At 71.5% G+C, this 21,960-nt stretch carries 20 protein-coding genes; 16 read left to right on the forward strand and 4 right to left on the reverse strand.

The window, feature by feature from the left end; genetic code table 11:
• The first annotated feature begins 148 nt into the window (after positions 1–148).
• The 12 genes from J7W19_RS22225 to J7W19_RS22280 all read left to right on the forward strand — a co-directional run bounded on the left by J7W19_RS22225 (position 149) and on the right by J7W19_RS22280 (position 11,492).
• Positions 149–1,390 carry a serine hydroxymethyltransferase gene (locus J7W19_RS22225; RefSeq protein WP_004953281.1) on the forward strand — a complete coding sequence of 414 codons (1,242 nt, stop codon included), beginning with the start codon at positions 149–151 and terminating at the stop codon, positions 1,388–1,390.
• A gap of 123 nt (positions 1,391–1,513) precedes the next feature.
• Positions 1,514–2,857 (forward strand): MraY family glycosyltransferase, encoded by a 1,344-nt coding sequence (locus tag J7W19_RS22230; RefSeq protein WP_004953278.1) that lies wholly within the window; start codon positions 1,514–1,516, stop codon positions 2,855–2,857.
• A gap of 258 nt (positions 2,858–3,115) precedes the next feature.
• Positions 3,116–3,556, forward strand: coding sequence for a hypothetical protein (locus J7W19_RS22235; RefSeq protein ID WP_004953273.1), 441 nt, complete (start codon positions 3,116–3,118; stop codon positions 3,554–3,556).
• Positions 3,557–3,835: 279 nt separating this feature from the next.
• Entirely contained in the window at positions 3,836–4,630 is a 795-nt protein-coding gene (atpB, locus tag J7W19_RS22240) for a F0F1 ATP synthase subunit A (RefSeq protein ID WP_004953269.1), read from the forward strand.
• Between the two features lie 76 nt (positions 4,631–4,706).
• The gene (locus tag J7W19_RS22245; protein WP_004953266.1) at positions 4,707–4,961 is read left to right on the forward strand and encodes an ATP synthase subunit c family protein; all 255 of its coding nucleotides are present in this window, start codon (positions 4,707–4,709) and stop codon (positions 4,959–4,961) included.
• 40 nt (positions 4,962–5,001) lie between these two features.
• Complete coding sequence (locus J7W19_RS22250; protein WP_004953263.1) at positions 5,002–5,565, forward strand: F0F1 ATP synthase subunit B; 564 nt, start codon at positions 5,002–5,004, stop codon at positions 5,563–5,565.
• Positions 5,562–6,377, forward strand: coding sequence for a F0F1 ATP synthase subunit delta (locus J7W19_RS22255; RefSeq protein ID WP_004953259.1), 816 nt, complete (start codon positions 5,562–5,564; stop codon positions 6,375–6,377). Before J7W19_RS22250 ends, J7W19_RS22255 begins: the two co-directional genes overlap by 4 nt.
• A gap of 116 nt (positions 6,378–6,493) precedes the next feature.
• The gene (atpA, locus tag J7W19_RS22260) at positions 6,494–8,065 is read left to right on the forward strand and encodes a F0F1 ATP synthase subunit alpha (RefSeq protein ID WP_004953256.1); all 1,572 of its coding nucleotides are present in this window, start codon (positions 6,494–6,496) and stop codon (positions 8,063–8,065) included.
• Between the two features lie 2 nt (positions 8,066–8,067).
• Positions 8,068–8,988, forward strand: coding sequence for a F0F1 ATP synthase subunit gamma (locus J7W19_RS22265; RefSeq protein ID WP_004953254.1), 921 nt, complete (start codon positions 8,068–8,070; stop codon positions 8,986–8,988).
• The gene (gene atpD, locus J7W19_RS22270; protein ID WP_004953252.1) at positions 8,989–10,431 is read left to right on the forward strand and encodes a F0F1 ATP synthase subunit beta; all 1,443 of its coding nucleotides are present in this window, start codon (positions 8,989–8,991) and stop codon (positions 10,429–10,431) included.
• 114 nt (positions 10,432–10,545) lie between these two features.
• Positions 10,546–10,923, forward strand: coding sequence for a F0F1 ATP synthase subunit epsilon (locus J7W19_RS22275; RefSeq protein ID WP_004953249.1), 378 nt, complete (start codon positions 10,546–10,548; stop codon positions 10,921–10,923).
• A 113-nt stretch (positions 10,924–11,036) separates the two neighbouring features.
• The gene (locus J7W19_RS22280) at positions 11,037–11,492 is read left to right on the forward strand and encodes a DUF2550 domain-containing protein (protein ID WP_040892240.1); all 456 of its coding nucleotides are present in this window, start codon (positions 11,037–11,039) and stop codon (positions 11,490–11,492) included.
• A 143-nt stretch (positions 11,493–11,635) separates the two neighbouring features.
• Here the strand turns inward: J7W19_RS22280 and J7W19_RS22285 are convergent, their stop codons facing one another.
• The 3 genes from J7W19_RS22285 to J7W19_RS22295 form a co-directional block, all read right to left on the reverse strand.
• The gene (locus J7W19_RS22285; RefSeq protein ID WP_004952091.1) at positions 11,636–14,023 is read right to left on the reverse strand and encodes a glycoside hydrolase family 18 chitinase; all 2,388 of its coding nucleotides are present in this window, start codon (positions 14,021–14,023) and stop codon (positions 11,636–11,638) included.
• Between the two features lie 181 nt (positions 14,024–14,204).
• On the reverse strand, positions 14,205–14,879 hold the full coding sequence (locus tag J7W19_RS22290; protein ID WP_004952092.1) for a response regulator: 675 nt from the start codon (positions 14,877–14,879) through the stop codon (positions 14,205–14,207).
• Positions 14,876–16,072, reverse strand: coding sequence for a sensor histidine kinase (locus tag J7W19_RS22295; protein ID WP_004952094.1), 1,197 nt, complete (start codon positions 16,070–16,072; stop codon positions 14,876–14,878). The genes J7W19_RS22290 and J7W19_RS22295 overlap by 4 nt, the downstream gene beginning before the upstream one ends.
• A 158-nt stretch (positions 16,073–16,230) precedes the next feature.
• Between J7W19_RS22295 and J7W19_RS22300 the strand changes: the two genes are divergently transcribed.
• Positions 16,231–16,770, forward strand: a complete 540-nt coding sequence (locus J7W19_RS22300; RefSeq protein WP_004952095.1) for a hypothetical protein — start codon at positions 16,231–16,233, stop codon at positions 16,768–16,770.
• 64 nt (positions 16,771–16,834) lie between these two features.
• Here the strand turns inward: J7W19_RS22300 and J7W19_RS22305 are convergent, their stop codons facing one another.
• Positions 16,835–17,407 carry a cob(I)yrinic acid a,c-diamide adenosyltransferase gene (locus tag J7W19_RS22305; RefSeq protein WP_004952098.1) on the reverse strand — a complete coding sequence of 191 codons (573 nt, stop codon included), beginning with the start codon at positions 17,405–17,407 and terminating at the stop codon, positions 16,835–16,837.
• Between the two features lie 265 nt (positions 17,408–17,672).
• Here J7W19_RS22305 and J7W19_RS22310 point away from each other — a divergent pair, with 265 nt between their 5' ends.
• The 3 genes from J7W19_RS22310 to J7W19_RS22320 all read left to right on the forward strand — a co-directional run bounded on the left by J7W19_RS22310 (position 17,673) and on the right by J7W19_RS22320 (position 21,770).
• Positions 17,673–18,521: a 3-hydroxyacyl-CoA dehydrogenase family protein gene (locus J7W19_RS22310; protein WP_004952099.1), complete on the forward strand. Its 849-nt coding sequence runs from the start codon at positions 17,673–17,675 to the stop codon at positions 18,519–18,521.
• Between the two features lie 137 nt (positions 18,522–18,658).
• Positions 18,659–19,003, forward strand: a complete 345-nt coding sequence (locus J7W19_RS22315) for an STAS domain-containing protein (RefSeq protein ID WP_004952101.1) — start codon at positions 18,659–18,661, stop codon at positions 19,001–19,003.
• Between the two features lie 214 nt (positions 19,004–19,217).
• Entirely contained in the window at positions 19,218–21,770 is a 2,553-nt protein-coding gene (locus tag J7W19_RS22320; protein ID WP_004952102.1) for an ATP-binding protein, read from the forward strand.
• Positions 21,771–21,960: the final 190 nt, after the last annotated feature.

The following is a 21,960-nucleotide window of genomic DNA, read 5'->3' on the forward strand; positions in this document are numbered from 1 at the left end:
ACAGCGCGCGCAGCGCGCTTGGGGGTGCGGGGGCGCAGCCCCCGTAAGAAACGGTCAAAGGGCGGGACCGGGGCACCCTGCACGCGGCCCGCACCCGGCCTACATTGGGAGTGAGCACAGCGCTCACCCCCACCGCACGGAGCCCCCGATGCCCGTCACCGACACAGCGGCCGACGCGCTCACGCGTCAGGATCCCGAGATCGCCGGCATCATCCTCGCCGAGACGAGACGGCAGTCCGCGGGGCTCCAGCTGATCGCGGCGGAGAACTTCGCCTCGCCCGCCGTGCTGGAAGCACTCGGCTCGCCGTTGGTGAACAAGTACGCCGAGGGCTACCCGGGAGCCCGGCACCACGGCGGGTGCGAGGTCGTGGACATGGCCGAGCGGGTGGCCGTGGAGCGGGCCAGGGCGCTGTTCGGGGCGGAGCACGCCAATGTGCAGCCGCACTCGGGCTCGGCGGCCGTGCTGGCCGCGTACGCCGCGCTGCTGGCCCCGGGGGACCGCGTGCTGGCGATGGGGCTGCGGGAGGGCGGGCACCTCACGCACGGGTCGCCGGCGAACTTCTCGGGGCGGTGGTTCGAGTTCACGGGGTACGGGGTCCGCGCGGACACCGGGCTCATCGACTACGACCGGGTGCGGGAGCTGGCCCTGGACCGCCGCCCGCGGGCGATCGTCTGCGGGTCCATCGCCTACCCGCGCCACCCGGACTACGCCCGCTTCCGGGAGATCGCCGACGAGGTGGACGCGCTGCTGATCGTGGACGCCGCGCACCCCATCGGCCTGGTCGCCGGGGGAGCGGCGCCGAGCCCCGTGCCGTACGCGGACGTGGTGTGCGCCACCACGCACAAGGTGCTGCGCGGGCCGCGCGGCGGGATGCTGCTGTGCGGCGGGCGGCTCGGGGACCGGGTCGACCGGGCGGTGTTCCCGTTCACGCAGGGCGGCGCCCAGATGCATACCGTGGCCGCGAAGGCCGTCGCCTTCGGGGAGGCCGCGACGCCGGCGTTCGCCGCGTACGTCCGGCAGGTGGTGGCCAACGCCCGGGCGCTCGCGGCCGGTCTGGCCGAGCAGGGGCTCGCCGTCGCCACCGGCGGGACGGACACCCACCTCGTCGTCGTGGACGTGACCGGGCTCGGGCTGGACGGCGTCCGGGCGCGCGGCCGGCTGGCGGCGGCCGGCATCGTCCTGGACGTCTGCGGTCTTGGCCACGGCGCCTCCCGCGGCCTGCGGCTGGGCACCGCGGCGGTGACGACGCAGGGGATGCGCGAGCCGGAGATGGCCCGGGTGGCGGCCCTGACGGGCGCGGCGCTGCGGGGCGACGGCGACGTCGCGCGGCTCCGGGAGGCGGTCGCGGAACTGGCGCTGGCGTTTCCGCCGTATCCTGCGCTGGCGTGATCGTTTACCGAGCGCTCGCAACCATCAGGGGGTGGTGAACGTCTTCATCTGCATTCACGGATCCGGTCCGGACGCGAATATGGTGTGGGGCTGTGATGGCCGGCGAAATCCCTGGGGCAGCCCGTGCGTGAATACCTGCTGACGCTCTGCGTCACCGTGGCGGTCACCTATCTGCTCACGGGTCCGGTACGGAAGTTCGCCATCGCGGCGGGCGCGATGCCGGAGATCCGGGCGCGTGACGTGCACCGGGAACCGACGCCGCGGCTCGGCGGGATCGCCATGTTCGGCGGGCTCTGCGCGGGCCTGCTGGTCGCCTCGCACCTGTCCAGCCTCAAGCACGTCTTCGAGACCTCCAACGAGCCGCGCGCGCTGCTCTCGGGCGCCGGGCTGATCTGGCTGCTCGGGGTGCTGGACGACAAGTGGGGCGTGGACGCCCTGGTGAAGCTCGGCGGGCAGATGATCGCCGCGGGCGTGATGGTGCTCCAGGGACTCACGATCCTCTGGCTGCCGGTGCCCGGTGTGGGCACGGTGGCGCTGACGCCGATGCAGGGCACCCTGCTGACCGTCGCCCTGGTCGTGATCACCATCAACGCCGTGAACTTCGTCGACGGCCTCGACGGCCTCGCCTCGGGCATGGTGTGCCTGGCGGCGGCGGCGTTCTTCCTCTACGCGTACCGGCTCTGGTACGGGCACAACGTGGAGGCGGCGGCCCCGGCGACGCTGTTCGCGGCCATCCTGATGGGCATGTGCCTGGGCTTCCTGCCGCACAACATGCACCCGGCGCGGATTTTCATGGGCGACTCGGGTTCGATGCTCATCGGACTGGTGCTGGCCGCCGGCGCGATCTCCATCACCGGCCAGGTCGACCCCGATCTGCTGGGCTCGTTCACCGGGTCGGAGAAGGCCACCGTCCAGGCCACGGTGCCGATCTACATCCCGCTGCTGCTGCCGCTGACGATCATCGCGGTGCCGGTGGCCGACCTGCTGCTGGCGATCGTGCGCCGGACGTGGAACGGCCAGTCGCCGTTCGCGGCCGACCGCGGTCATCTGCACCACCGGCTGCTGGAGATCGGCCACTCGCACAGCCGGGCCGTGCTGATCATGTACTTCTGGTCGGCGCTGATCGCGTTCGGCACGGTGGCGTACTCGGTGAACTCGGCGGGCGGCGTACTGCTGTTGATCGTCGCGCTGAGCGCCGTGGGCCTGGTGCTGCTGCTGATGCCGCGCTTCCGGCCGCGGGCGCCCCGGTGGGCCGAGCACCTGGTGCCGCCCCGCTACCGGCGCCGTAAGACCGCCGTCGCGCCGGCGTCCGGGGAGGAGCGGCCCGAGGGCCCGGAGGGGGCGGAGAAGCCCGGGGAGGCGCTCGACGAGGACCGCGAGCCGGTCCCCGCGGGGCTGCACGGCGCGACCGCGGTGGGCGACCGCTCGCGCTTCCGGCACGTGCGCGACATCAGCGGACGGCGCTGACCCCGGCGTTAGCAGAGAACAAGCCGCTCGTCAGCACGAGGACGGGCGGCTTGACTCTTGTGTGTGACAGGCAGCACACGATATAGGTAAAGACCTCATCAAATAGTTTGTGATACCGTTCACGAAACCCGTGGCAGAGCCGAAGGACCGTAGTGGAGCGCCCCCCGGCGGTTCCTTCGTCGCGAGGTCGCGCCCACACCCCGGGATACCCTCGTCCCCGACGAATCGTTGCTTCCGAATCCGCCGGAGAGACCCTTCATGCAGGCCAACGACGCCCGAACGCTACTTCAGTGCGCCGTCCCGACCGCAGCCGCGGGGGTCGTCGCCGTTGCCGTCGGATTCGCCGTCGCGGGCGGCAAGGGGGCCATCGGCGCCGTGGTGGGCACCCTGTTGGCGCTGGCCAGCATGTCCCTCGGGCTGTACATGCTCCAGCGGACCGCGCGGCAGTGGCCGCAGGTCTTCCAGATGATGGGCCTGGCGCTCTACGCCGTGCAGTGCCTGGTGATCGTGATCCTCCTCGGCATCCTGAAGGGCACGACGCTCTTCAGCTTCAAGAGCTTCGCCTTCTCCGTGCTCGCCGCGACCCTGGTGTGGGTCGCCGCCCAGCTGCGCGCCCACCTGAAGATGAAGATCCTGTACGTCGATCCGGAGGCCGCCGCCGACGCGAAGAAGCCCGCGCCGGCGGAGTCTCCGTCATGACAGGTAGGGCCGGGATAAGCCTCCGTGTGCTCACCTGCTATCGTCCGGTGCCATCTGAGGTGCAGCGGACGCAGACAGCCGGGTCCCCGCTTCCGGCGGGAGCGAACCGGCGGTCCGCGCAGCTGATGCCCGCGATGGTTCCCGGCCACCGGCCGACCTGCCGCACCCCTAACCGTAAGACCAGTCCAGTGCCGTTCCGTGGCTGCTTGCCGCGCCGACACAACGAGGTTGCCGTACCTATGCGCCACGCTGAAGGAGCTCGCGGTGAGTGCTGACCAGATGCTCGCCTTCGAGACCGATTGCCACATCTTCGACGGGTGCGGCTTCCCGACCCCAGGGCTCCACTCCTTTGTGTTCGAGCCGCTGTTCACCGTCGGCGGTATCGAGGTCAACAAGCCGATGCTGCTGGCCGTCCTGGGCTCGGTCATCACGATCGTGTTCCTCTGGGCCGCCTTCGGCCGGGCCAAGCTGGTCCCCGGCAAGCTCCAGATGGTCGGTGAGGCGGGCTACGACTTCATCCGCAAGGGGATCGTCTACGAGGCCCTGGGGAAGAAGGAGGGCGAGAAGTACGTCCCCCTCATGGTCTCGCTGTTCTTCTTCATCTGGATGATGAACCTCTGGTCGATCATCCCGGTCGCCCAGTTCCCGGTGACGTCGATCATCGCGTACCCGGCAGGTCTCGCGCTGCTGGTCTACCTGATCTGGGTGCCCCTGACGTTCAAGCGGCACGGCTTCATCGGCGGCATCAAGAACATCAGCGGCTACAACAAGGAACTCGGCTGGGTTCTTCCGCTGGTCATGATCCTGGAGCTCTTCTCCAACCTGCTGATCCGGCCCTTCACCCACGCCGTGCGGCTCTTCGCCAACATGTTCGCGGGCCACGTGCTGCTGCTGATCTTCACGATCGCCAGCTGGTACCTGCTGAACGGGATCGGCATCGCCTACGCCGGTGTCTCCTTCGTGATGGTCATCCTGCTGACCGTCTTCGAGATGTTCATCCAGGCCCTTCAGGCGTACGTCTTCGTCCTTCTGGCCTGCTCGTACATTCAGGGCGCTCTCGCCGAGCACCACTGAGCAGACCCTCCCCACAGACCCCCAGACGTCCGGTGGCCAACCCCCACCGGTCCGTGAAAGAGAAGGAAGTAACGGCATGTCCGCTGCTCTCGAAATGGTCAACCTCGCCGCCGCCAAGGACACGTTCCACGGCAACGCCGCTGCGATCGGTTACGGTCTCGCGGCCATCGGCCCCGGTGTCGGCGTCGGCATCATCTTCGGCAACGGCACCCAGGCCCTGGCCCGCCAGCCCGAGGCGGCCGGCCTGATCCGCGCCAACCAGATCCTGGGCTTCGTCCTCTGTGAGGCGCTCGCCCTGATCGGCCTCGTCATGGGCTTCGTCTACAGCTGATCCGTAGACGGCCACTCATTACGCGACGAAAGGCACTGATGTGATCGCCCTGGTACAGCTGGCATCGGAGGAGACGGAACCCGCGTTCCTCCCCCCGCTGCCCGAGCTCGTCATCGGCACGCTGGCCTTCCTCATCGTCGTCCTCTACCTCGGCAAGAAGCTCCTCCCGAACCTCAACAAGGTCCTGGACGAGCGCCGTGCCGCCATCGAGGGCGGCATGGAGAAGGCCAAGGCCGCCCAGGACGAGGCTCAGCAGGTCCTCGACGACTACCGTGCACAGCTCGCGGAAGCCCGCAACGAGGCCGCCCGGCTGCGCCAGGACGCGCAGGAGCACGGCGCCGCCTTGGTCGTCGAGATGCGGACCGAGGGCGAGCGCCAGCGCGACGAGATCGTCGCCGCCGGCCGGGCCCAGGTCGAGGCCGACCGTCAGGCCGCCGCGGCCTCGCTCCGCCAGGACGTCGGCAAGCTGGCCATCGACCTGGCCGACCGGATCGTCGGCGAGTCCATGAAGGACGCCGCCCGACAGGAGCGCACCATCGACCGGTTCCTCGACGCGCTCGAGGCCAAGCCGGCCGACACGACGAAGGCTGAGGTCACGCGATGAACGGAGCGAGCCGCGAGGCCCTTGCCTCGGCACGCGAAAACCTCAACGCGCTGGCGGACAGCGCCTCGGTCGACGCCGCGAAGCTGGCCGGGGACCTTGCCTCCGTCACCGCGCTGTTCGACCGCGAGGTCTCGCTGCGCCGGGTCCTCACCGACCCGGCGCAGCCCGGCCAGGCCAAGGCCGAACTGGCCGGACGCCTGCTCGGTGGGCAGATCGGCGCCGACTGCGCCGACCTGGTGAGCGGCATGGTCCGCTCCCGCTGGTCGACCTCGCGCGACCTGGTGGACGCCCTGGAGGAGCTCGCGGCGTCGGCCGACCTGGCCGCCGCCGAGCGCGCCGGCCGGCTGGACGACGTCGAGGACGAGCTGTTCCGCTTCGGCCGGATCGTCGACTCCAACCCCGGTCTGCGCGCCGCGCTGACCGACAAGGTCGCCGACCGCTCCGCCAAGGCCGAGCTGCTGCGCAGCCTGCTGGGCGGCCGGGCGAACCCGGTCACCGAGCGGCTCGTCGTCCGCCTGGTCACCGCGCCGCGAGGCCGTAGCCTGGAGGCGGGGCTCACCGCCCTCTCCAAGCTGGCCGCCGACCGCCGCGGCCGCGTCGTCGCGGAGGTCGTCTCCGCGGTGCCGCTGAACGACCGGCAGAAGCGGCGGCTGGGCGACGCGCTCGCCCGGCTGTACGGGAAGGACGTCCACCTCAACCTGGACGTCGACCCGGAGGTCCTCGGCGGCATCCAGGTGCGCATCGGCGACGAGGTCATCAGCGGGACCATCGCGGACCGCCTCGCCGAGGCGGGCCGGCGCCTCGCCGGCTGACCAGCCACCAACTCAAGAGCATGACTGACGGCCCGAGTTGGGCCGACGGTGTCCCGCGGGGCAACACCCGCGGGAGAGAAATACTTCGGGCCCAACAAGGAGAGCAGGGAACCCAGATGGCGGAGCTCACGATCCGGCCGGAGGAGATCCGGGACGCGCTGGAGAACTTTGTCCAGGCGTACAAGCCGGACGCGGCCTCGCGCGAGGAGGTCGGTACGGTCAGCCTTGCCGGCGACGGCATCGCGAAGGTCGAGGGTCTTCCCTCGGCCATGGCGAACGAGCTGCTGAAGTTCGAGGACGGCACCCTCGGCCTCGCCCTCAACCTTGAGGAGCGCGAGATCGGTGCGATCGTCCTCGGTGAGTTCAGCGGCATCGAGGAGGGCCAGCCGGTGCAGCGCACCGGCGAGGTGCTCTCCGTGGGTGTGGGCGAGGGCTACCTCGGCCGCGTCGTCGACCCGCTGGGCAACCCGATCGACGGCCTCGGCGAGATCAAGACCGAGGGCCGCCGCGCCCTCGAACTGCAGGCCCCCACGGTCATGCAGCGCAAGTCGGTCCACGAGCCGATGGAGACGGGCTACAAGGCCGTCGACGCCATGACCCCGATCGGCCGCGGTCAGCGTCAGCTGATCATCGGTGACCGCCAGACCGGCAAGACCGCCCTGGCGATCGACACGATCATCAACCAGCGTGCCAACTGGCGCACCGGCGACCCGAAGAAGCAGGTCCGCTGCATCTACGTCGCCATCGGCCAGAAGGGCTCCACCATCGCGTCCGTCCGCGGCGCGCTGGAGGAGGCCGGCGCCCTGGAGTACACGACGATCGTCGCCGCCCCGGCGTCCGACCCGGCCGGCTTCAAGTACCTCGCGCCGTACACCGGCTCCGCCATCGGCCAGCACTGGATGTACCAGGGCAAGCACGTCCTGATCGTCTTCGACGACCTGTCGAAGCAGGCCGACGCCTACCGTGCCGTCTCCCTGCTGCTGCGCCGCCCGCCGGGCCGCGAGGCCTACCCGGGTGACGTCTTCTACCTGCACTCCCGCCTGCTGGAGCGCTGCGCCAAGCTCTCCGACGAGATGGGCGCCGGTTCCATGACCGGTCTGCCGATCGTCGAGACCAAGGCCAACGACGTCTCGGCGTTCATCCCGACCAACGTCATCTCCATCACCGACGGCCAGTGCTTCCTGGAGTCCGACCTGTTCAACGCCGGCCAGCGCCCGGCCCTGAACGTCGGTATCTCGGTCTCCCGTGTCGGTGGCTCCGCCCAGCACAAGGCCATGCGCCAGGTGTCCGGCCGACTCCGTGTGGACCTCGCCCAGTACCGCGAGCTGGAGGCGTTCGCCGCCTTCGGTTCCGACCTGGACGCGGCCTCCAAGGCGGCCCTGGAGCGCGGCAAGCGCATGGTCGAGCTGCTGAAGCAGACCCAGTACGCGCCGTACGCCACCGAGGACCAGGTCGTCTCCATCTGGTCCGGCACCACCGGCAAGATGGACGACGTCCCGGTCGAGGACATCCGCCGCTTCGAGCGCGAGCTGCTGGACTACCTGCACCAGGCGCACAAGGGCCTGATGACCAGCATCGTCGAGGGCGGCAAGATGTCCGACGACACGCTGCAGGCGCTCGGCGACGCCGTCGCGTCGTTCAAGCAGCAGTTCCAGACCGCGGACGGCAAGCTGCTGGGCGAGGGCTGAGCATGGGTGCCCAGCTTCGGGTCTACAAGAGGCGGATCAAAGCCGTCTCCGCGACCAAGAAGATCACCAAGGCGATGGAGATGATCGCCGCCTCGCGCATCGTCAAGGCACAGCGCAAGGTGGCCGCGTCGACTCCGTACGCCAGTGAACTCACCCGGGCCGTGACCGCCGTCGCCACCGGCTCCAACACCCGGCACCCGCTGACGACCGAGGTCGAGCAGCCGACCCGGGCCGCGGTCCTGCTCGTCACGAGCGACCGCGGTCTCGCGGGCGGCTACTCGTCCAACGCCATCAAGGCGGCGGACCAGCTCACCGAGCGGCTCCGCCGCGAGGGCCGGGAGGTCGTCCACTACCTGGTCGGCCGCAAGGGCGTGGGCTACTACGCCTTCCGGGAGCGCCCGGTCGCCGGTTCGTGGACGGGCTTCACGGACAACCCGACGTACGCGGACGCCAAGAAGGTGGCCGACCCGCTGATCGAGGCCGTCCTGAAGGACACGGCCGAGGGCGGCGTGGACGAGCTGTACATCGTCTCCACGGAGTTCGTGTCGATGATGACGCAGACGCCGGTGGACAAGCGGCTGCTGCCGCTGACCCTCGAGAAGGCGGACGCCGAGGACGCGGCGGCGAAGGACAGGATCCTTCCGCTGTTCGAGTTCGAGCCGTCGGACGAGGCCGTGCTCGACGCGCTGCTGCCGCGGTACGTCGAGTCCCGGGTCTACAACGCCCTGCTGCAGGCCGCGGCCTCCGAGCACGCGGCCCGGCGCCGGGCGATGAAGTCGGCGACCGACAACGCCGAAGAGCTCATCAAGTCGTTCACGCGGCTTGCCAACGCGGCCCGACAGGCCGACATCACCCAGGAAATCAGCGAGATCGTCGGTGGCGCGAGCGCCCTGGCCGACGCGACCGCGGGGAGTGACCGATAAATGACCACCACTGTTGAGACGGCCGCCGCGACGGGCCGCGTCGCCCGGGTCATCGGCCCGGTCGTCGACGTGGAGTTCCCCGTCGACGCGATGCCGGAGATCTACAACGCCCTGACCGTCGAGGTCTCCGACCCGGCCGAGGCCGGCAAGAAGAAGACCCTGACGCTCGAGGTCGCCCAGCACCTGGGCGAGGGCATGGTGCGCGCCATCTCCATGGAGCCCACCGACGGCCTGGTCCGCCAGGCGCCCGTGACCGACACCGGCGACGGCATCACCGTCCCCGTCGGCGACGTCACCAAGGGCCGGGTGTTCAACACCCTGGGCAAGATCCTGAACGACCCGGCGGCCGAGAGCGAGGTCACCGAGCGCTGGTCCATCCACCGCAAGGCCCCCGCGTTCGACCAGCTCGAGTCGAAGACCGAGATGTTCGAGACCGGTCTGAAGGTCGTCGACCTGCTGACCCCGTACGTCAAGGGCGGCAAGATCGGTCTGTTCGGTGGCGCCGGTGTCGGCAAGACCGTTCTGATCCAGGAAATGATCATGCGTGTGGCCAAGCTGCACGATGGTGTTTCCGTGTTCGCCGGTGTCGGCGAGCGCACCCGTGAGGGCAACGACCTCATCCAGGAAATGGAAGAGTCGGGCGTTCTGGACAAGACCGCGCTGGTCTTCGGCCAGATGGACGAGCCCCCGGGCACCCGTCTGCGCGTCGCGCTGGCCGGCCTCACCATGGCCGAGTACTTCCGTGACGTCCAGAAGCAGGACGTGCTGTTCTTCATCGACAACATCTTCCGCTTCACGCAGGCCGGTTCCGAGGTCTCGACCCTGCTCGGCCGCATGCCCTCCGCGGTGGGTTACCAGCCGAACCTGGCCGACGAGATGGGCCTCCTCCAGGAGCGCATCACCTCGACCCGCGGTCACTCGATCACCTCCATGCAGGCGATCTACGTCCCCGCGGACGACCTGACCGACCCGGCCCCGGCCACCACCTTCGCCCACCTCGACGCGACGACGGTTCTCTCCCGTCCGATCTCCGAGAAGGGCATCTACCCGGCCGTGGACCCGCTGGACTCCACGTCCCGGATCCTGGACCCGCGCTACATCGCGCAGGACCACTACGAGTGCGCCTCCCGCGTCAAGGGGATCCTGCAGAAGTACAAGGACCTCCAGGACATCATCAACATCCTCGGTATCGACGAGCTGGGCGAAGAGGACAAGATGGTCGTCCACCGCGCCCGTCGCGTCGAGCGCTTCCTGTCGCAGAACACCCACGCGGCGAAGCAGTTCACCGGTGTCGACGGTTCGGACGTTCCGCTGGACGAGTCCATCGCCGCGTTCAACGCGATCTGCGACGGTGAGTTCGACCACTTCCCGGAGCAGGCCTTCTTCATGTGCGGTGGTCTCGAGGACCTCAAGAAGAACGCCAAGGAGCTGGGCGTCTCCTGAGCATCGCGATGCTCGCGGTCCGGGGGCGGGGCACTCCCGCCCCCGGACCGCACGTCCCCTATTCTTTGACCCAACACCCGCCGCGCCCGGCGGGTGGAGACCCGAGGAGCCACGTTGGCTGCTGAGCTGCACGTCGAGCTGGTCGCGGCGGACCGAAGCGTCTGGTCCGGCGAGGCCACTCTGGTCATCGCGCGTACCACATCGGGTGACATCGGCGTCATGCCCGGCCACCAGCCGCTGCTCGGTGTGCTGGAGTCCGGCCCGGTGACCATCAGGACCACGGGCGGCGGCACCGTCGTCGCCGCGGTGCACGGCGGTTTCATCTCCTTCGCGGACGACAAGCTGTCGCTGCTGGCGGAGGTCGCCGAGCTGGCGGACGAGATCGACGTCACCCGTGCGGAGCGGGCTCTGGAGCGTGCGAAGGCGGAGGCCGACGGCGCCGCCGAGCGCCGCGCGGATGTCCGGCTGCGTGCGGTCGCGGGCCCTCACTAGCCCACGGCCACACTGAAGTACGTCCCTCAGCCGCGGACCGCCCGGAACAAACCGGGCCGGTCCGCGGCTGAGGCAATACAGGTGCGGTTGCTCTAGATGATGCGAGGAGGTCGGTGGTGATGGTCCTCGCTCTGCTCGTGAGCGGCATCGTCGTTCTGCTGGTACTGCTGGGACTCTTCGTCTTCGGACTGCGCAGACGGCTCATCCAGCGGTCGGGGGGCACCTTCGACTGCAGCCTCCGCTGGGACGTCACCGAGCCGGCCGCGGACCCGCCCGGGAAGGGGTGGGTGTATGGCGTCTCGCGGTACAGCGGTGACCGGATCGAGTGGTTTCGGGTCTTCTCCTACGCGTATCGCCCGCGGCGGGTTCTCGAGCGGGACGCGATCGAGGTTCTGGAGCGGCGGGCTCCTCATGGGGATGAGGAACTGGCCCTGTTGTCGGACGCGGTTGTCCTTCGGTGTGCGCATCGCGGCACGCGGCTGGAGCTTGCGATGAGCGAGGACGCTCTCACGGGGTTTCTGGCTTGGTTGGAGGCGGCGCCTCCTGGGCAGCGGGTGAATGTGGCGTAGGGGGGGTGTTGCCCCGGTCCCGCCCTTTCTCCGTTTCCTGGGGCTGTGCCCCAGACCCCCTTTTCGCGGCTTCGCCGCTCGTCCTCAAACGCCGGACGGGCTGGAAGAAACGGTGAAAGGGCGGGTCCGGGGCTCCTTCCGCGTCAGCGGAGACCGTTGTCCAGCGCGGTCATGAGCGTGCCGCTGTCACCGCTCATCTCCCACACCATGGCCCCGCCAAGCCTCTTCGACTTCAGCCAAGCCGTCTTCTTCCCGATCGACCAGGCGTCGTCGAACGTCCACCACTGCCCGTTCTCGCCGGTGTAGCCGTACGTCGCGACCGACGTCTCGTCGTGGTAGACGGTCAAGTTCGGTACCGAGGCGAGCAGGTTGTCGTAGCCGCGGGTGCCGGACTCCTCGGGGAACTGGCCGGGGGCCGCGCCGTTGGCCTTCTGCCAGACGCCGTGGACGCCGCCGTCGGTGACCTGCTGCCAGCCGCGGCCGTAGAAGGCCATGCCGAGGACGAGCTTGCGGGAGTCGACGCCGGCGTCGAGGTAGGTCTGGACGGTCTTCTCGACGCTGAACTTGGTGGCGTACGGGTCCTTGGCGTCCGGGTACAGGTTGCCCTGGTGGCCGGTGAGGTTGGGTTCCCAGCTGTTGTCGCTGCCGGAGCCGTGGAAGTCGTACCCCTGGACGTTGGCGTAGTCCATGTAGTCGAACACGCTGGGCGTGCCGTCCTTGGTGGTGATGTCCCAGCCCGCCTCGATCTTGCCGGGGTCGGCCGGGGTGAAGGCGGAGAGCAGGTACTTCTTGCCGTCGGCCGCGCCCTGCGCGTCGAGCTGCTTGCGGAACTCGGCGAAGAGGAGGGTGTTGCCGGCCTTGTCCTCCTTGGAGATGTGGTTGCCGGCGTGGCCCTCGGAGCCGGGCCACTCCCAGTCGATGTCGAAGCCGTCGAAGATGCCGGCTGCCGCGCCGTTGCCTCCGCGTCCGTTGCTGACCGGCAGGTTGCCCTTGATGTACATGTCGATACAGGACTTGACGAACTTCTGCCGGGACGCGTCGGTCTTGACCACGTCGGAGAAGTACTTGCTGTACGTCCAGCCGCCGATCGACATCATCACCTTGAGCTTCGGGTACTTGGCCTTGAGCTGCTTCAGCTGGTTGAAGTTGCCGGCCAGCGGCTGGTCCCAGGTGTCCTGGGTGCCGTTGACGGACTCGCCGGAGCTGAAGCCCTTCTCGTAGTCGGCCCAGGAGTCACCGGCGCCGTCGCCCTGGTTGGGGTCCTGCGGGTTGGAGCCGGTGGCCTTGGTGACGCCGTTGAGGCAGGTGAGGTTGTTCGGGTCGATGTTGCTGAAGGCGTAGTTGATGTGCGTGAGCTTCGCGGCGGCGCCGGTGGTGTCCAGGGACTTCACCGTGTAGGCGCGGCCGTAGATGCCCCACTGGGCGAAGTACCCGGCCTTGATCATGTCGCCGGAGGGCTGGGTGCCGCCGCCGGTGGTGCGGACGGTCAGCGGCGGGCTGGCCGGTCCGGTCTGGCCGGCGGTGTCGCGGGCGACGACGGTGTACGTGTAGTCGGTGCCGGGCTGGAGGCCGGTGTCGGTGTACGCCAGTTTGGCGACGGTCGCGACCTTCGCCGTGCCGCGGTAGACGTCGTACTCCTTGACGCCCTTGTCGGACGTCGCCGCCGTCCACTTCAGGGCGACGGAGGTGTCGGTGACCGCTGTGGCCTGCGGGGTGCCGGGGGCGGACGGCGGCTGGTCCGAACCGCTCTTCGTGGTGCGGAAGGTGGCGGCGGGGCTCGCGGGGCCCGTCTTGCCGTCCAGGTTGCGGGCCACCACCGTGTACGTGTACTCGGTGTCCGCCGTCAGTCCGGTGTCGGTGTACGCGAGCTTGGCGACGGTGGCGACCTTGGCCGTGCCGCGGTAGACGTCGTACTCCTTGATGCCCTTGGCGTCGGTGGCCGCCGCCCACTTCAGGCCGATGCTGGTCGCGGTGACGCCGGTCGACTCCGGCTTGCCGGGGGCGCTGGGCGGGGTGTCGGTCGACGAGCCGTCGCACGCCCCACCGTTGAGCTTGCAGCCGGCCGGGGTGCCGGAACCGGTGGCGACGAAGCCGAAGGAGACGCTGCCGCCGGGCGGTATGGAGCCGTTGTACTCCCGGTTCTTGGCGGTGTAGTGCGTGCCCGAGCCGGTGATCAGGGCGTCCCAGTAGGCGCCGACGGCGGTGCCGGAGGGGAGGTCCCACTCGACGGTCCAGCCGTCGACGGCGGTCGTCCCGGTGTTCTTGACGGTCCATTCGCCCTGGTAGCCGGAGCCCCAGTCGCCGGTCTTGGCGAACGTCGCGGTCGCGGAGGCGGCCTTGAGGGGTTTGCCGGCCGCGCTGGTCGCCGGATGGGCCGGCGCGCCGGCCGAACTCGCCGGTGCCGCGAAGCCGATGAGGGCGGCGGCCGGGAGGAGCAGTGCGCCGAGGGTGGCGACGGCGCGGGTGAGGGGGCGTCTGCGTGGGGTGTTGAGGGTGGGGTTCGTGAGATGTCGAGAGGGCTCTGTTGGCAAGGGAGTGCTCCTCAGCTGAGGTCAGGAGATGTGGGGGGTGATGTGGGGGGTTTCCGTGACCTGTGCGCAGTGAGGTGAGCGTGCGAGTGGGCGAGGGGAACGGGCCCGGCGCAGGAGGGTGCTGTCGGCGATGGCGCTCACCACGACTGTGAGGGGAGCGTAAGAAGGTCCGTACCAATGGTCAAGAGGTCTGGACCATGCCCAACTCCTGGGCCAGCACAGCCGCTTGCACCCGGCTGCGCAGCCCCAACTTGGCCAGCAACCGGCTGACATGGGTCTTCACCGTGGCCTCCGCCATCCCCAGGCGTCCCGCGACCTCCGCGTTGGACAGTCCGCCGCCCAGGCAGGCCAGCACCTCCCGTTCGCGGCGGGTGAGGGTGTCCACGACCGCGGCGTCCCGATGCGCCGCCGGGTCGGGGGCGCGGCGGGCGAACTCGGAGATCAGCCGGCGGGTCACGGCGGGCGAGATCAGCCCCTCGCCGCGGGCGACGGTCCGTACCGCCGCGAGCAGGTCGGCGGCCTCGCTGTCCTTGAGCAGGAAACCGGCCGCACCGGCGCGCAGCGCGCCGAAGACGTACTCGTCCAGGTCGAAGGTGGTCAGGACGAGGATGTCGGCCAGGCCCTCGCCGGCGATCCGCCGCGTGGCCGAGATGCCGTCCAGCCGGGGCATCTGGACGTCCATCAGGACGAGGTCCGGGCGCAGTTCGCGGGCGAGCCGGACGGCCTCCTCGCCGTCGGCGGCCTCCCCGGCCACCTCCACGTCCGGCGCCGACCGCAGGATCAGGGCCAGCCCGGACCGCACGGACGCCTGGTCCTCGGCCACGACCACGCGGATCGGCCGTTCCCGCTCGCTCATGTGTTCTTCTCCTCGTCGTCCAGGGGCAGTTCGGCCCGTACTTCCCAGCGGCCGTCGCCGTCCGGTCCCGCCGTCAGCCGGCCGCCCAGCAGGGCGACGCGCTCCCGCATCCCCACCAGGCCCGCCCCGGCGCCCGGGGCGCGCGGTTCCGTGCCGCCGCCGGCACCGCCGTCCAGGGCGCTGGTCACCCGTACGGTCAGGGCGCGCTCCCGGCCGTCCGCGCCGGTCAGTTCCACGGCCACCGGGCCCGGCGCCGCGTGCTTGACGGCGTTGGTCAGCGACTCCTCGACGATGCGGTACGCGGCCAGTTCGACCGGGGCGGGCAGCGGCCCGGGGCCGCGGCCGTCGCGCAGTTCCACGGTGAGGCGCCCGTCGGGCAGCGCGGCACGGGTGCGGTCGAGGAGGGCGTCGAGACTGCCGAGGGTGGGGGTCGCGGCCGGCTCCCCGGCCTCCTCCGCGCCGCGCAACAGGGCGATCAGGCGGCGCATTTCGGCCAGACCTTGGACGCTGTTGCCGCGGATGACGCCGAGCGCCTCGCGGGACGTGTCCGGCTCGTCGATCGACAGGGCGGCCGTGGAGTGGATCGCGATGGCCGACAGGTGGCCCGCGACCACGTCGTGCAGCTCGCGGGCCATCCGCGCGCGCTCCGCGACGACCGCCTCGCGCCGGTCCATCTCGGCCAGCAGCACGGTCCGTTCGGCCGCGAGCCGGGCGGCCTCCGCCGCGTCGCGGTGCTGCCGGACGCCGACGCCCGTCCAGGCCGGGGCGATGGTGACGACGGCCAGCGCGCACCCGACGAGCACCGCCTCCGGCCGGCGGATCAGGGCGAGCGACAGCAGCGTCCCGATCACGGTGACCGCCTCGCAGGCGCGGGGGAGGAGGCGGTACGCGGCCGGGGGCCCGTAGAGCACGGCCGCGTAGACCAGGTCCGTGAACATCACCGTGGTGGCGACCAGGTTGCCCGAGCACACGTCGACCGCCAGCGCGCACGTCCCCACGGCGAGTCCCACGAGGGGCCTGCGGCGGCGCAGCAGTTCGACCGCGGCCATCGCGGCCAGTGCCACGAGCGCCACCCGGCGGGGCAGCCCGGCCACCGGGCGGCTGCTCAGCCCCAGCGCGTACAGCACCAGACCGCCGAGCAGCCCGGACGCCGCGATCAGCAGGTCGTCGCGGTGCGGGAGGGAGCGGGGCATGAGGACATCACAGCACGTGGGAGGGGGTGCCGTCGTCCGCCGGCGGGAGGCGGGGCGGAGCGCGGAGTACATCGAAGGATGCAGCCGTGAATCACCGTCCGCGCGGACGAGACGGCGTGCGCGGGCCGGGAGCCTGGAGGGGAGGGAAGGGAGAACACGTGGTCGTCACACTGATCATCGCCTGCGAGGTGGCGTTCTGGCTGCTGCTGGCCGGTGGGCTGAGCCTGCGCTACCTGCTGCGCATGCCGCGCGCGGGTGCGGCGCTGCTGCTGTTGGAGCCGGTGCTGGAGCTGGTGCTGCTGGTGGTGACCGCGATGGACCTCCGCGACGGCGCGACGGCCGACTGGAAGCACGGCCTGGCGGCCGTCTACATCGGGTTCTCGGTCGGCCTCGGCCATTCGACGCTGAAGTGGGCCGACCAGCGCTTCGCCCACCGGTTCGCGGGCGGACCGCCGCCGGTGAAGCCGCCGAAGTACGGGCCGGAGCGGACCCGGCACGAGTGGCGGACGGCGGGCCGCTGGATCCTCTCCGCGGTGGTCGCCATGGCGCTCCTCCAGGCGGCCGTCTGGTACGTCGGGAGCGCGGGGGACACGTCCTCGCTGCGGATGTGGCAGACGCGCATGCTGTGGGTGATCGGCATCAACGTGGCCATCGCGGGGAGCTACACCCTGTGGCCGCGGCGCGCCCCGGACGCGTGACGCCGCGCGGCGGCGGTCCCCGCCGGGGGCACGCGGGTGCCCCCGGGGGCCTTCGGCGTCGCGTTCAGCGGTTCTCGCCGGGCACCCAGAGGACGTCCCCGACCTCCTTGTTCGCCGTGCGCGCCAGGATGAACAGGAGGTCGGAGAGGCGATTGAGGTAGGTGGCCGTCAGGGGGTTCATCGTCTCGCCGTGCGTCTCCATGGCCGCCCAGGTGGAGCGCTCCGCCCGGCGGACCACCGTGCACGCCTGGTGCAGCAGCGCCGCACCCGGCGTGCCGCCCGGCAGGATGAAGCTGCGCAGCTTCTCCAGTCCGGCCAGGAAGCGGTCGCAGTCGGCCTCCAGCCGGTCGACGTACGACTGCTCGACGCGCAGCGGCGGGTACTTGGGGTTCTCCACGACCGGCGTGGAGAGGTCGGCGCCCACGTCGAACAGGTCGTTCTGCACCCGGACGAGCACCTGTACGACGTCCTCGGGCAGCTCCCCGAGGGCCAGGGCCACGCCGATCGCGGCGTTCGCCTCGTTGGCGTCCGCGTAGGCGGCGATGCGGGGGTCGGTCTTGGCGGTGCGGCTCATGTCGCCGAGCGCGGTGGTGCCCTTGTCGCCGGTGCGGGTGTAGATGCGCGTCAGATTGACCATGCCCCGAGCCTAGCCGCGGCCCTCGCCGGGGCGGCCGACGCGGGCGGTCCGGGGGCCGGACAGGTGCCGGACGGGTGTGACCGTCGGTACGGGAGTGGCTGGATTGAGCCGTGCGCCCGCGCGGCCGAGCCGTCCGGTGTGATGTCCGTCATTTGGGACGTGACGCGCATCTCTCTGCCCCCACCAGCGCGGTGACGGGCGCTAAGGTCCGCAGCGGAGCCGTAAGTGAACCGCCGGTAAGCGCACAGGAATTAAGGGGACAGTCGTGGCCAAGAAGCTCGCCGTCGTCGGAGCCGGACTGATGGGTTCCGGTATCGCCCTGGTCTCCGCACAGGCCGGCTGGGAGGTCGTCCTGCGGGACGTCACCGACGCGGCGCTGAAGCGGGGCACCGACGGGATCCGGGCCTCGTACGACAAGTTCGTCTCCAAGGGGAAGCTGACGGCCGAGGCGGCCGACGCGGCGTTCGGGCGGATCACGGCCACCACCGACCTGGACGCGGCGGCCGACGCGGACGTCGTCGTCGAGGCGGTCTTCGAGGACGTCGACACCAAGCGCGACATCTTCCGCGCGCTGGACGGGATGGTGCGCGAGGACGCCGTGCTCGCGTCCAACACCTCCGCCATCCCGATCACCAAGATCGCCGCCGCCACCTCCCGCCCCGAGCGCGTCGTGGGCGTCCACTTCTTCTCCCCGGTTCCGCTGATGCAGCTGTGCGAGCTCGTGCGCGGCCACAAGACCAGCGACGAGACGCTCGCCAAGGCCCGAGAGTTCGCCGAGGGCGTCGGCAAGACCTGCATCGTCGTCAACCGGGACGTGGCGGGGTTCGTCACCACCCGTCTGATCACCGCGCTCGTGGGCGAGGCCGTCAAGCTGTACGAGTCCGGGGTGGCCACCGCCGAGGACATCGACACCGCGTGCAAGCTCGGTTTCGGCCACGCGATGGGCCCGCTGGCCACCACCGACCTCACCGGCGTCGACATCCTGATGCACGCGATGGGGAACATCTACACCGAGTGCCAGGACGAGAAGTTCGCCCCGCCGGAGATCATGCGCCGCATGGTGGACGCGGGTGACCTCGGCCGCAAGAGCGGGCAGGGCTTCTACCAGTACTGAGCCGTCCGCGCAAAGCCCGGTTCACCCTGCCGTGTGAATTCGGTAATGGTTCGCTAACGGACGGCAACCTTCGCGTGTGAGAGGCAGTCAGTTCTTTAGAGCCACAACCACACCACGCAGCACTCAGGGGAGCGCATATGCACATCAGGGGCGACCACGCCGAACTGGTCGTCGGGGGCCGCCTCGACGTCCGCAACGCGGCGGACGCCCGAACGGTCCTGCACTCCGCGCTCGACGCCGGCCGGGGCGACCTCGTCCTCGACCTCACCGAGCTGGACTCCTGGGACGCCACCGGACTCGGCGTCATCATGGGGGCCCACCGCCGGGCCGGGCGCACCGGCCGGCGGCTGGTGCTGCGCGGGGTGCCGGACCGGATGCAGCGCGTGCTGGTGGCCACCCGGCTGCACCGGATCCTGGCCATCGAGGACCCCGAACAGCCGGGCCGCGTCACCCCCCTCCCGGCGTGTGAACGCGCCGGATGAGGCGGGTGTGAGCCGAGTGTCCGGATTGCCCGCACGAGGGTGACGCCCGGGGCGCCGTGGGCGCTCCCCGTCGGCGATACTGTCCCAAGGTCTGTTCGGTTTCCCGTCGCTTTCGCCTTGCAGAAGCCCGCGGGGCGCCGGACCGGTGGTCGGAAGAGCGCGGACAGGCCGGGAGGACACGACGGCACGCCACGCGACTGGGGGGCTTTGAACGATGGACCCGACCAACCGGACACCCGACGCGGCGCGGCCGGGTGAGGGCCGTACGGGTACCGGCTCCCCGGTGCCCGCCCAGCAGGGCGAGGAGACGGGTCAGAGCCCCGCCCCGGTCCGGGTCGTCCAGCTCGTCGCCGGGGACTACCTGCTCACCGTCAACCCCGTGGACGGCAGTGAGATAGAGCCCTGTCCGCCCGGCCGCATGCCCCCGCCCGCCCGCCGGCACGATCCCGAGGCACGCGCGGAGCGGGACCGCGCCGCCGTCCCGCCGCCGCCCGCCGGCGCCGTACGGTCCGGGGCGCCGCTCATCGGCCGCGCCGAGGTCCGCGAACGGCTCGGCCGGCTGCTCTCGCGCGGCCGTTCCGTCCGCCTCACCGGCCCCGCCGGTTCCGGGCGCACCGCCCTGCTGGACGTCCTCGCGGCCGACTGCGCCCACCTGGCGCCCGACGGCGTCGTCCGGCTGAACGGCCGTCACCGCACCACCGCCGACCTCCTCCACGAGCTCTTCGCCGCCGTCCACCACGCGCCCCTGCACCGGCCCGACCGGGCCGGACTGCCCGCCGCCGTACGGGAGATCGGCGCGGTCGTCGTCCTGGACGACCTGGAGTTCGGCGGTGCCGCGCTCGACGAACTCCTGGACGCCACCCCGGAGTGCGCCTTCCTCTTCGCCGCCCGGCCCGACGTCCCGGCGCCCTCCGCCGACGCGCACGTCGAGGAGGTCGTCCTCGACGGCCTCGACCGCACCGAGTGCCTGGAGCTCCTGGAGACGGCCGTCGACCGGCCGCTCACCGACGAGGAGGCCGACTGGGCGGCCGACCTGTGGGTCGAGTCGGACGGGCTGCCGCTGCGGTTCGTCCAGGCCGGCGCGCTGCTGCGGCGGCTCGACAGCGCCGCGTCCGACGCGGACGCGGCCGACGGGGAGCGGCCGTTCAGCATTCCCGAGGACGGCGTCGCCGAGGGCGATCCCTCGCGCGGCGGGGAGGGGGCCCCGGCCGGCCGGCGCGAACCGCTGCCCCGGGGGACCGCGCCCGCCGCGGCGCTCGCCGCCCGGCTGAGCGACTCCGCCCGCGAGACCCTGCGGTTCGCCCTCGCCCTGGGCGGCGAGGTGCCGCACCAGGCCCAACTGCCCGCGCTCGTCGGGGACGAGCACGCCGACGCCGCCGTGGCGGAGCTGTTCGACGGCGGGCTGATCACCGTCGTCGGCGCGCACTACCGGGTGGCCGCCGGGGTCGCGGGAGACCTGGCGGCCGCGGACCGGTCCGAGGGCGCCGCCGAGCGCGTCCTGGCCGCCGCCCGGCACTACGCCTGGTGGGCCGGGCACCCCTCCGTCACCCCCGAGCGCATCGCCGCCGAGGCGGACGTCGTCCTCGCCGCGCTCGCCGCCCTGGTCACCTCCGGCGCGCCCGGCCACCCGGCCGCCGCCGTCCTGCTGGCCCGCACGGCCGCGCCGGCGTTCGCGGGCGCCCTGCACTGGAGCGCCTGGGAGCGCGGGCTCCGGCATGGACAGGAGGCCGCGCGACTGGCCGGCGAAGTGGGCGAAGAAGCGTATTTCCACCATGAGTTGGGCGTTCTCGCGCTGTGCACCGGGAACCTGGGCCGGGCGCGCGCCGAACTGGAGGCGTCCACCGGGCTGCGCGGGGTGCTCGCCGACAAGCGCGGCGCCGTCGCGAGCCGGCGGGCGCTCGCCCTGGTCGCCGACCGGTCCCGGCCGGCGCCCGCCCCCACGCCCGTCGGACGGCCCGGCGGTCCCGCCGTCCGGCCGCCCGCCGCGCCGGCCGGCGGCCCCCGCGGGTCCGCGGGCGAGGAGGTCCCGGCGGCCCGCAGCGAGCAGTCCGCGGCGCCGCCGGCCGGGCCCGCGCCCTTCACCACCGACCCGGACCGCGTCGCCACCGCGGCCATCAACCGCGTTCCCGCGCCGCGCGCCGGGACGGGCGCCGGTGCGCCCCCGGCGGGCGGCAAGCGGGGCGGCCGGCCGCAGGCGTGGGTGCAGAAGCTGATGGCCGGCGGCGGGCGCCGCAACCTGGCCGCCGCCGGGGCCGGCGTGGTGCTCGCCGCCGTGCTCGGCACCGTCGTGTCGCTCGGGACGTCCGCCGGGGGCGGCGAGTCGGGTGGCGGTGATCAGGACGCGGTCAAGCCGGACCGGTCCGCTTCCCAGCAGGACGGGGAGCCCGATCTGACCGCCGACCATCCGGTGGGGGGTGGGGGTGGGCCCGCCCCGATGCGGGGGCGGGGTGGCGCGTCGGAGCGGGTCGGTACGCAGGGGCCGAGTGGGGCGCCGTCGGGGACGCCGTCCGGGAGCACCTCGCCGTCGCCGTCGGGCACCGCTTCGCCCGATGACTCGCCGTCGCCCACCCGGACGCCTGGTGGTGGGCACTCGACTGGGCCCACTCGTACGCCGGGGGGCGGTGAGTCGACCAAGACTCAGCCTCCGACCACTCCGAGTGAGCCGACGGATACGCCGAAGACGGAGCCGCCGGTGACGCAGAAGCCGACTCCGCCTGCCGGCGGGGGTGACTCGGCGGGGTCGGGGACGGTCAAGCCGAGTAGCTGACCGGGGTGGGGGTGCCCCAGTCCCGCCCTTTCGCCGTTTCCTGGGGCTGCGCCCCAGACCCCCTTTTCGCGGCTTCGCCGCTCGTCCTCAAACGCCGGACGGGCTGAAGAGGGCGCCCGCTCCAGCCCGTCCGGCGTTTGAGGACAGCGCCCGAAGGGCGCTTCGGGGGTGCGGGGGCGGAGCCCCCGGG

This window comes from Streptomyces mobaraensis NBRC 13819 = DSM 40847 (assembly GCF_017916255.1).
Taxonomy (GTDB): Bacteria; Actinomycetota; Actinomycetes; order Streptomycetales; family Streptomycetaceae; genus Streptomyces; species Streptomyces mobaraensis.

Excerpts from the sequence above, each read along its gene's own strand:
- atpA (WP_004953256.1), top strand. The coding sequence starts at position 6,494 with ATGGCGGAGCTCACGATCCGGCCGGAGGAGATCCGGGACGCGCTGGAG.
- J7W19_RS22295 (WP_004952094.1), bottom strand. The coding sequence starts at position 16,072 with ATGCCCCGCTCCCTCCCGCACCGCGACGACCTGCTGATCGCGGCGTCC.
- J7W19_RS22290 (WP_004952092.1), bottom strand. The coding sequence starts at position 14,879 with ATGAGCGAGCGGGAACGGCCGATCCGCGTGGTCGTGGCCGAGGACCAG.
- J7W19_RS22265 (WP_004953254.1), top strand. The coding sequence starts at position 8,068 with ATGGGTGCCCAGCTTCGGGTCTACAAGAGGCGGATCAAAGCCGTCTCC.
- J7W19_RS22305 (WP_004952098.1), bottom strand. The coding sequence starts at position 17,407 with ATGGTCAATCTGACGCGCATCTACACCCGCACCGGCGACAAGGGCACC.
- atpB (WP_004953269.1), top strand. The coding sequence starts at position 3,836 with ATGCTCGCCTTCGAGACCGATTGCCACATCTTCGACGGGTGCGGCTTC.
- J7W19_RS22245 (WP_004953266.1), top strand. The coding sequence starts at position 4,707 with ATGTCCGCTGCTCTCGAAATGGTCAACCTCGCCGCCGCCAAGGACACG.
- J7W19_RS22320 (WP_004952102.1), top strand. The coding sequence starts at position 19,218 with ATGGACCCGACCAACCGGACACCCGACGCGGCGCGGCCGGGTGAGGGC.
- atpD (WP_004953252.1), top strand. The coding sequence starts at position 8,989 with ATGACCACCACTGTTGAGACGGCCGCCGCGACGGGCCGCGTCGCCCGG.
- J7W19_RS22235 (WP_004953273.1), top strand. The coding sequence starts at position 3,116 with ATGCAGGCCAACGACGCCCGAACGCTACTTCAGTGCGCCGTCCCGACC.
- J7W19_RS22315 (WP_004952101.1), top strand. The coding sequence starts at position 18,659 with ATGCACATCAGGGGCGACCACGCCGAACTGGTCGTCGGGGGCCGCCTC.
- J7W19_RS22255 (WP_004953259.1), top strand. The coding sequence starts at position 5,562 with ATGAACGGAGCGAGCCGCGAGGCCCTTGCCTCGGCACGCGAAAACCTC.
- J7W19_RS22225 (WP_004953281.1), top strand. The coding sequence starts at position 149 with ATGCCCGTCACCGACACAGCGGCCGACGCGCTCACGCGTCAGGATCCC.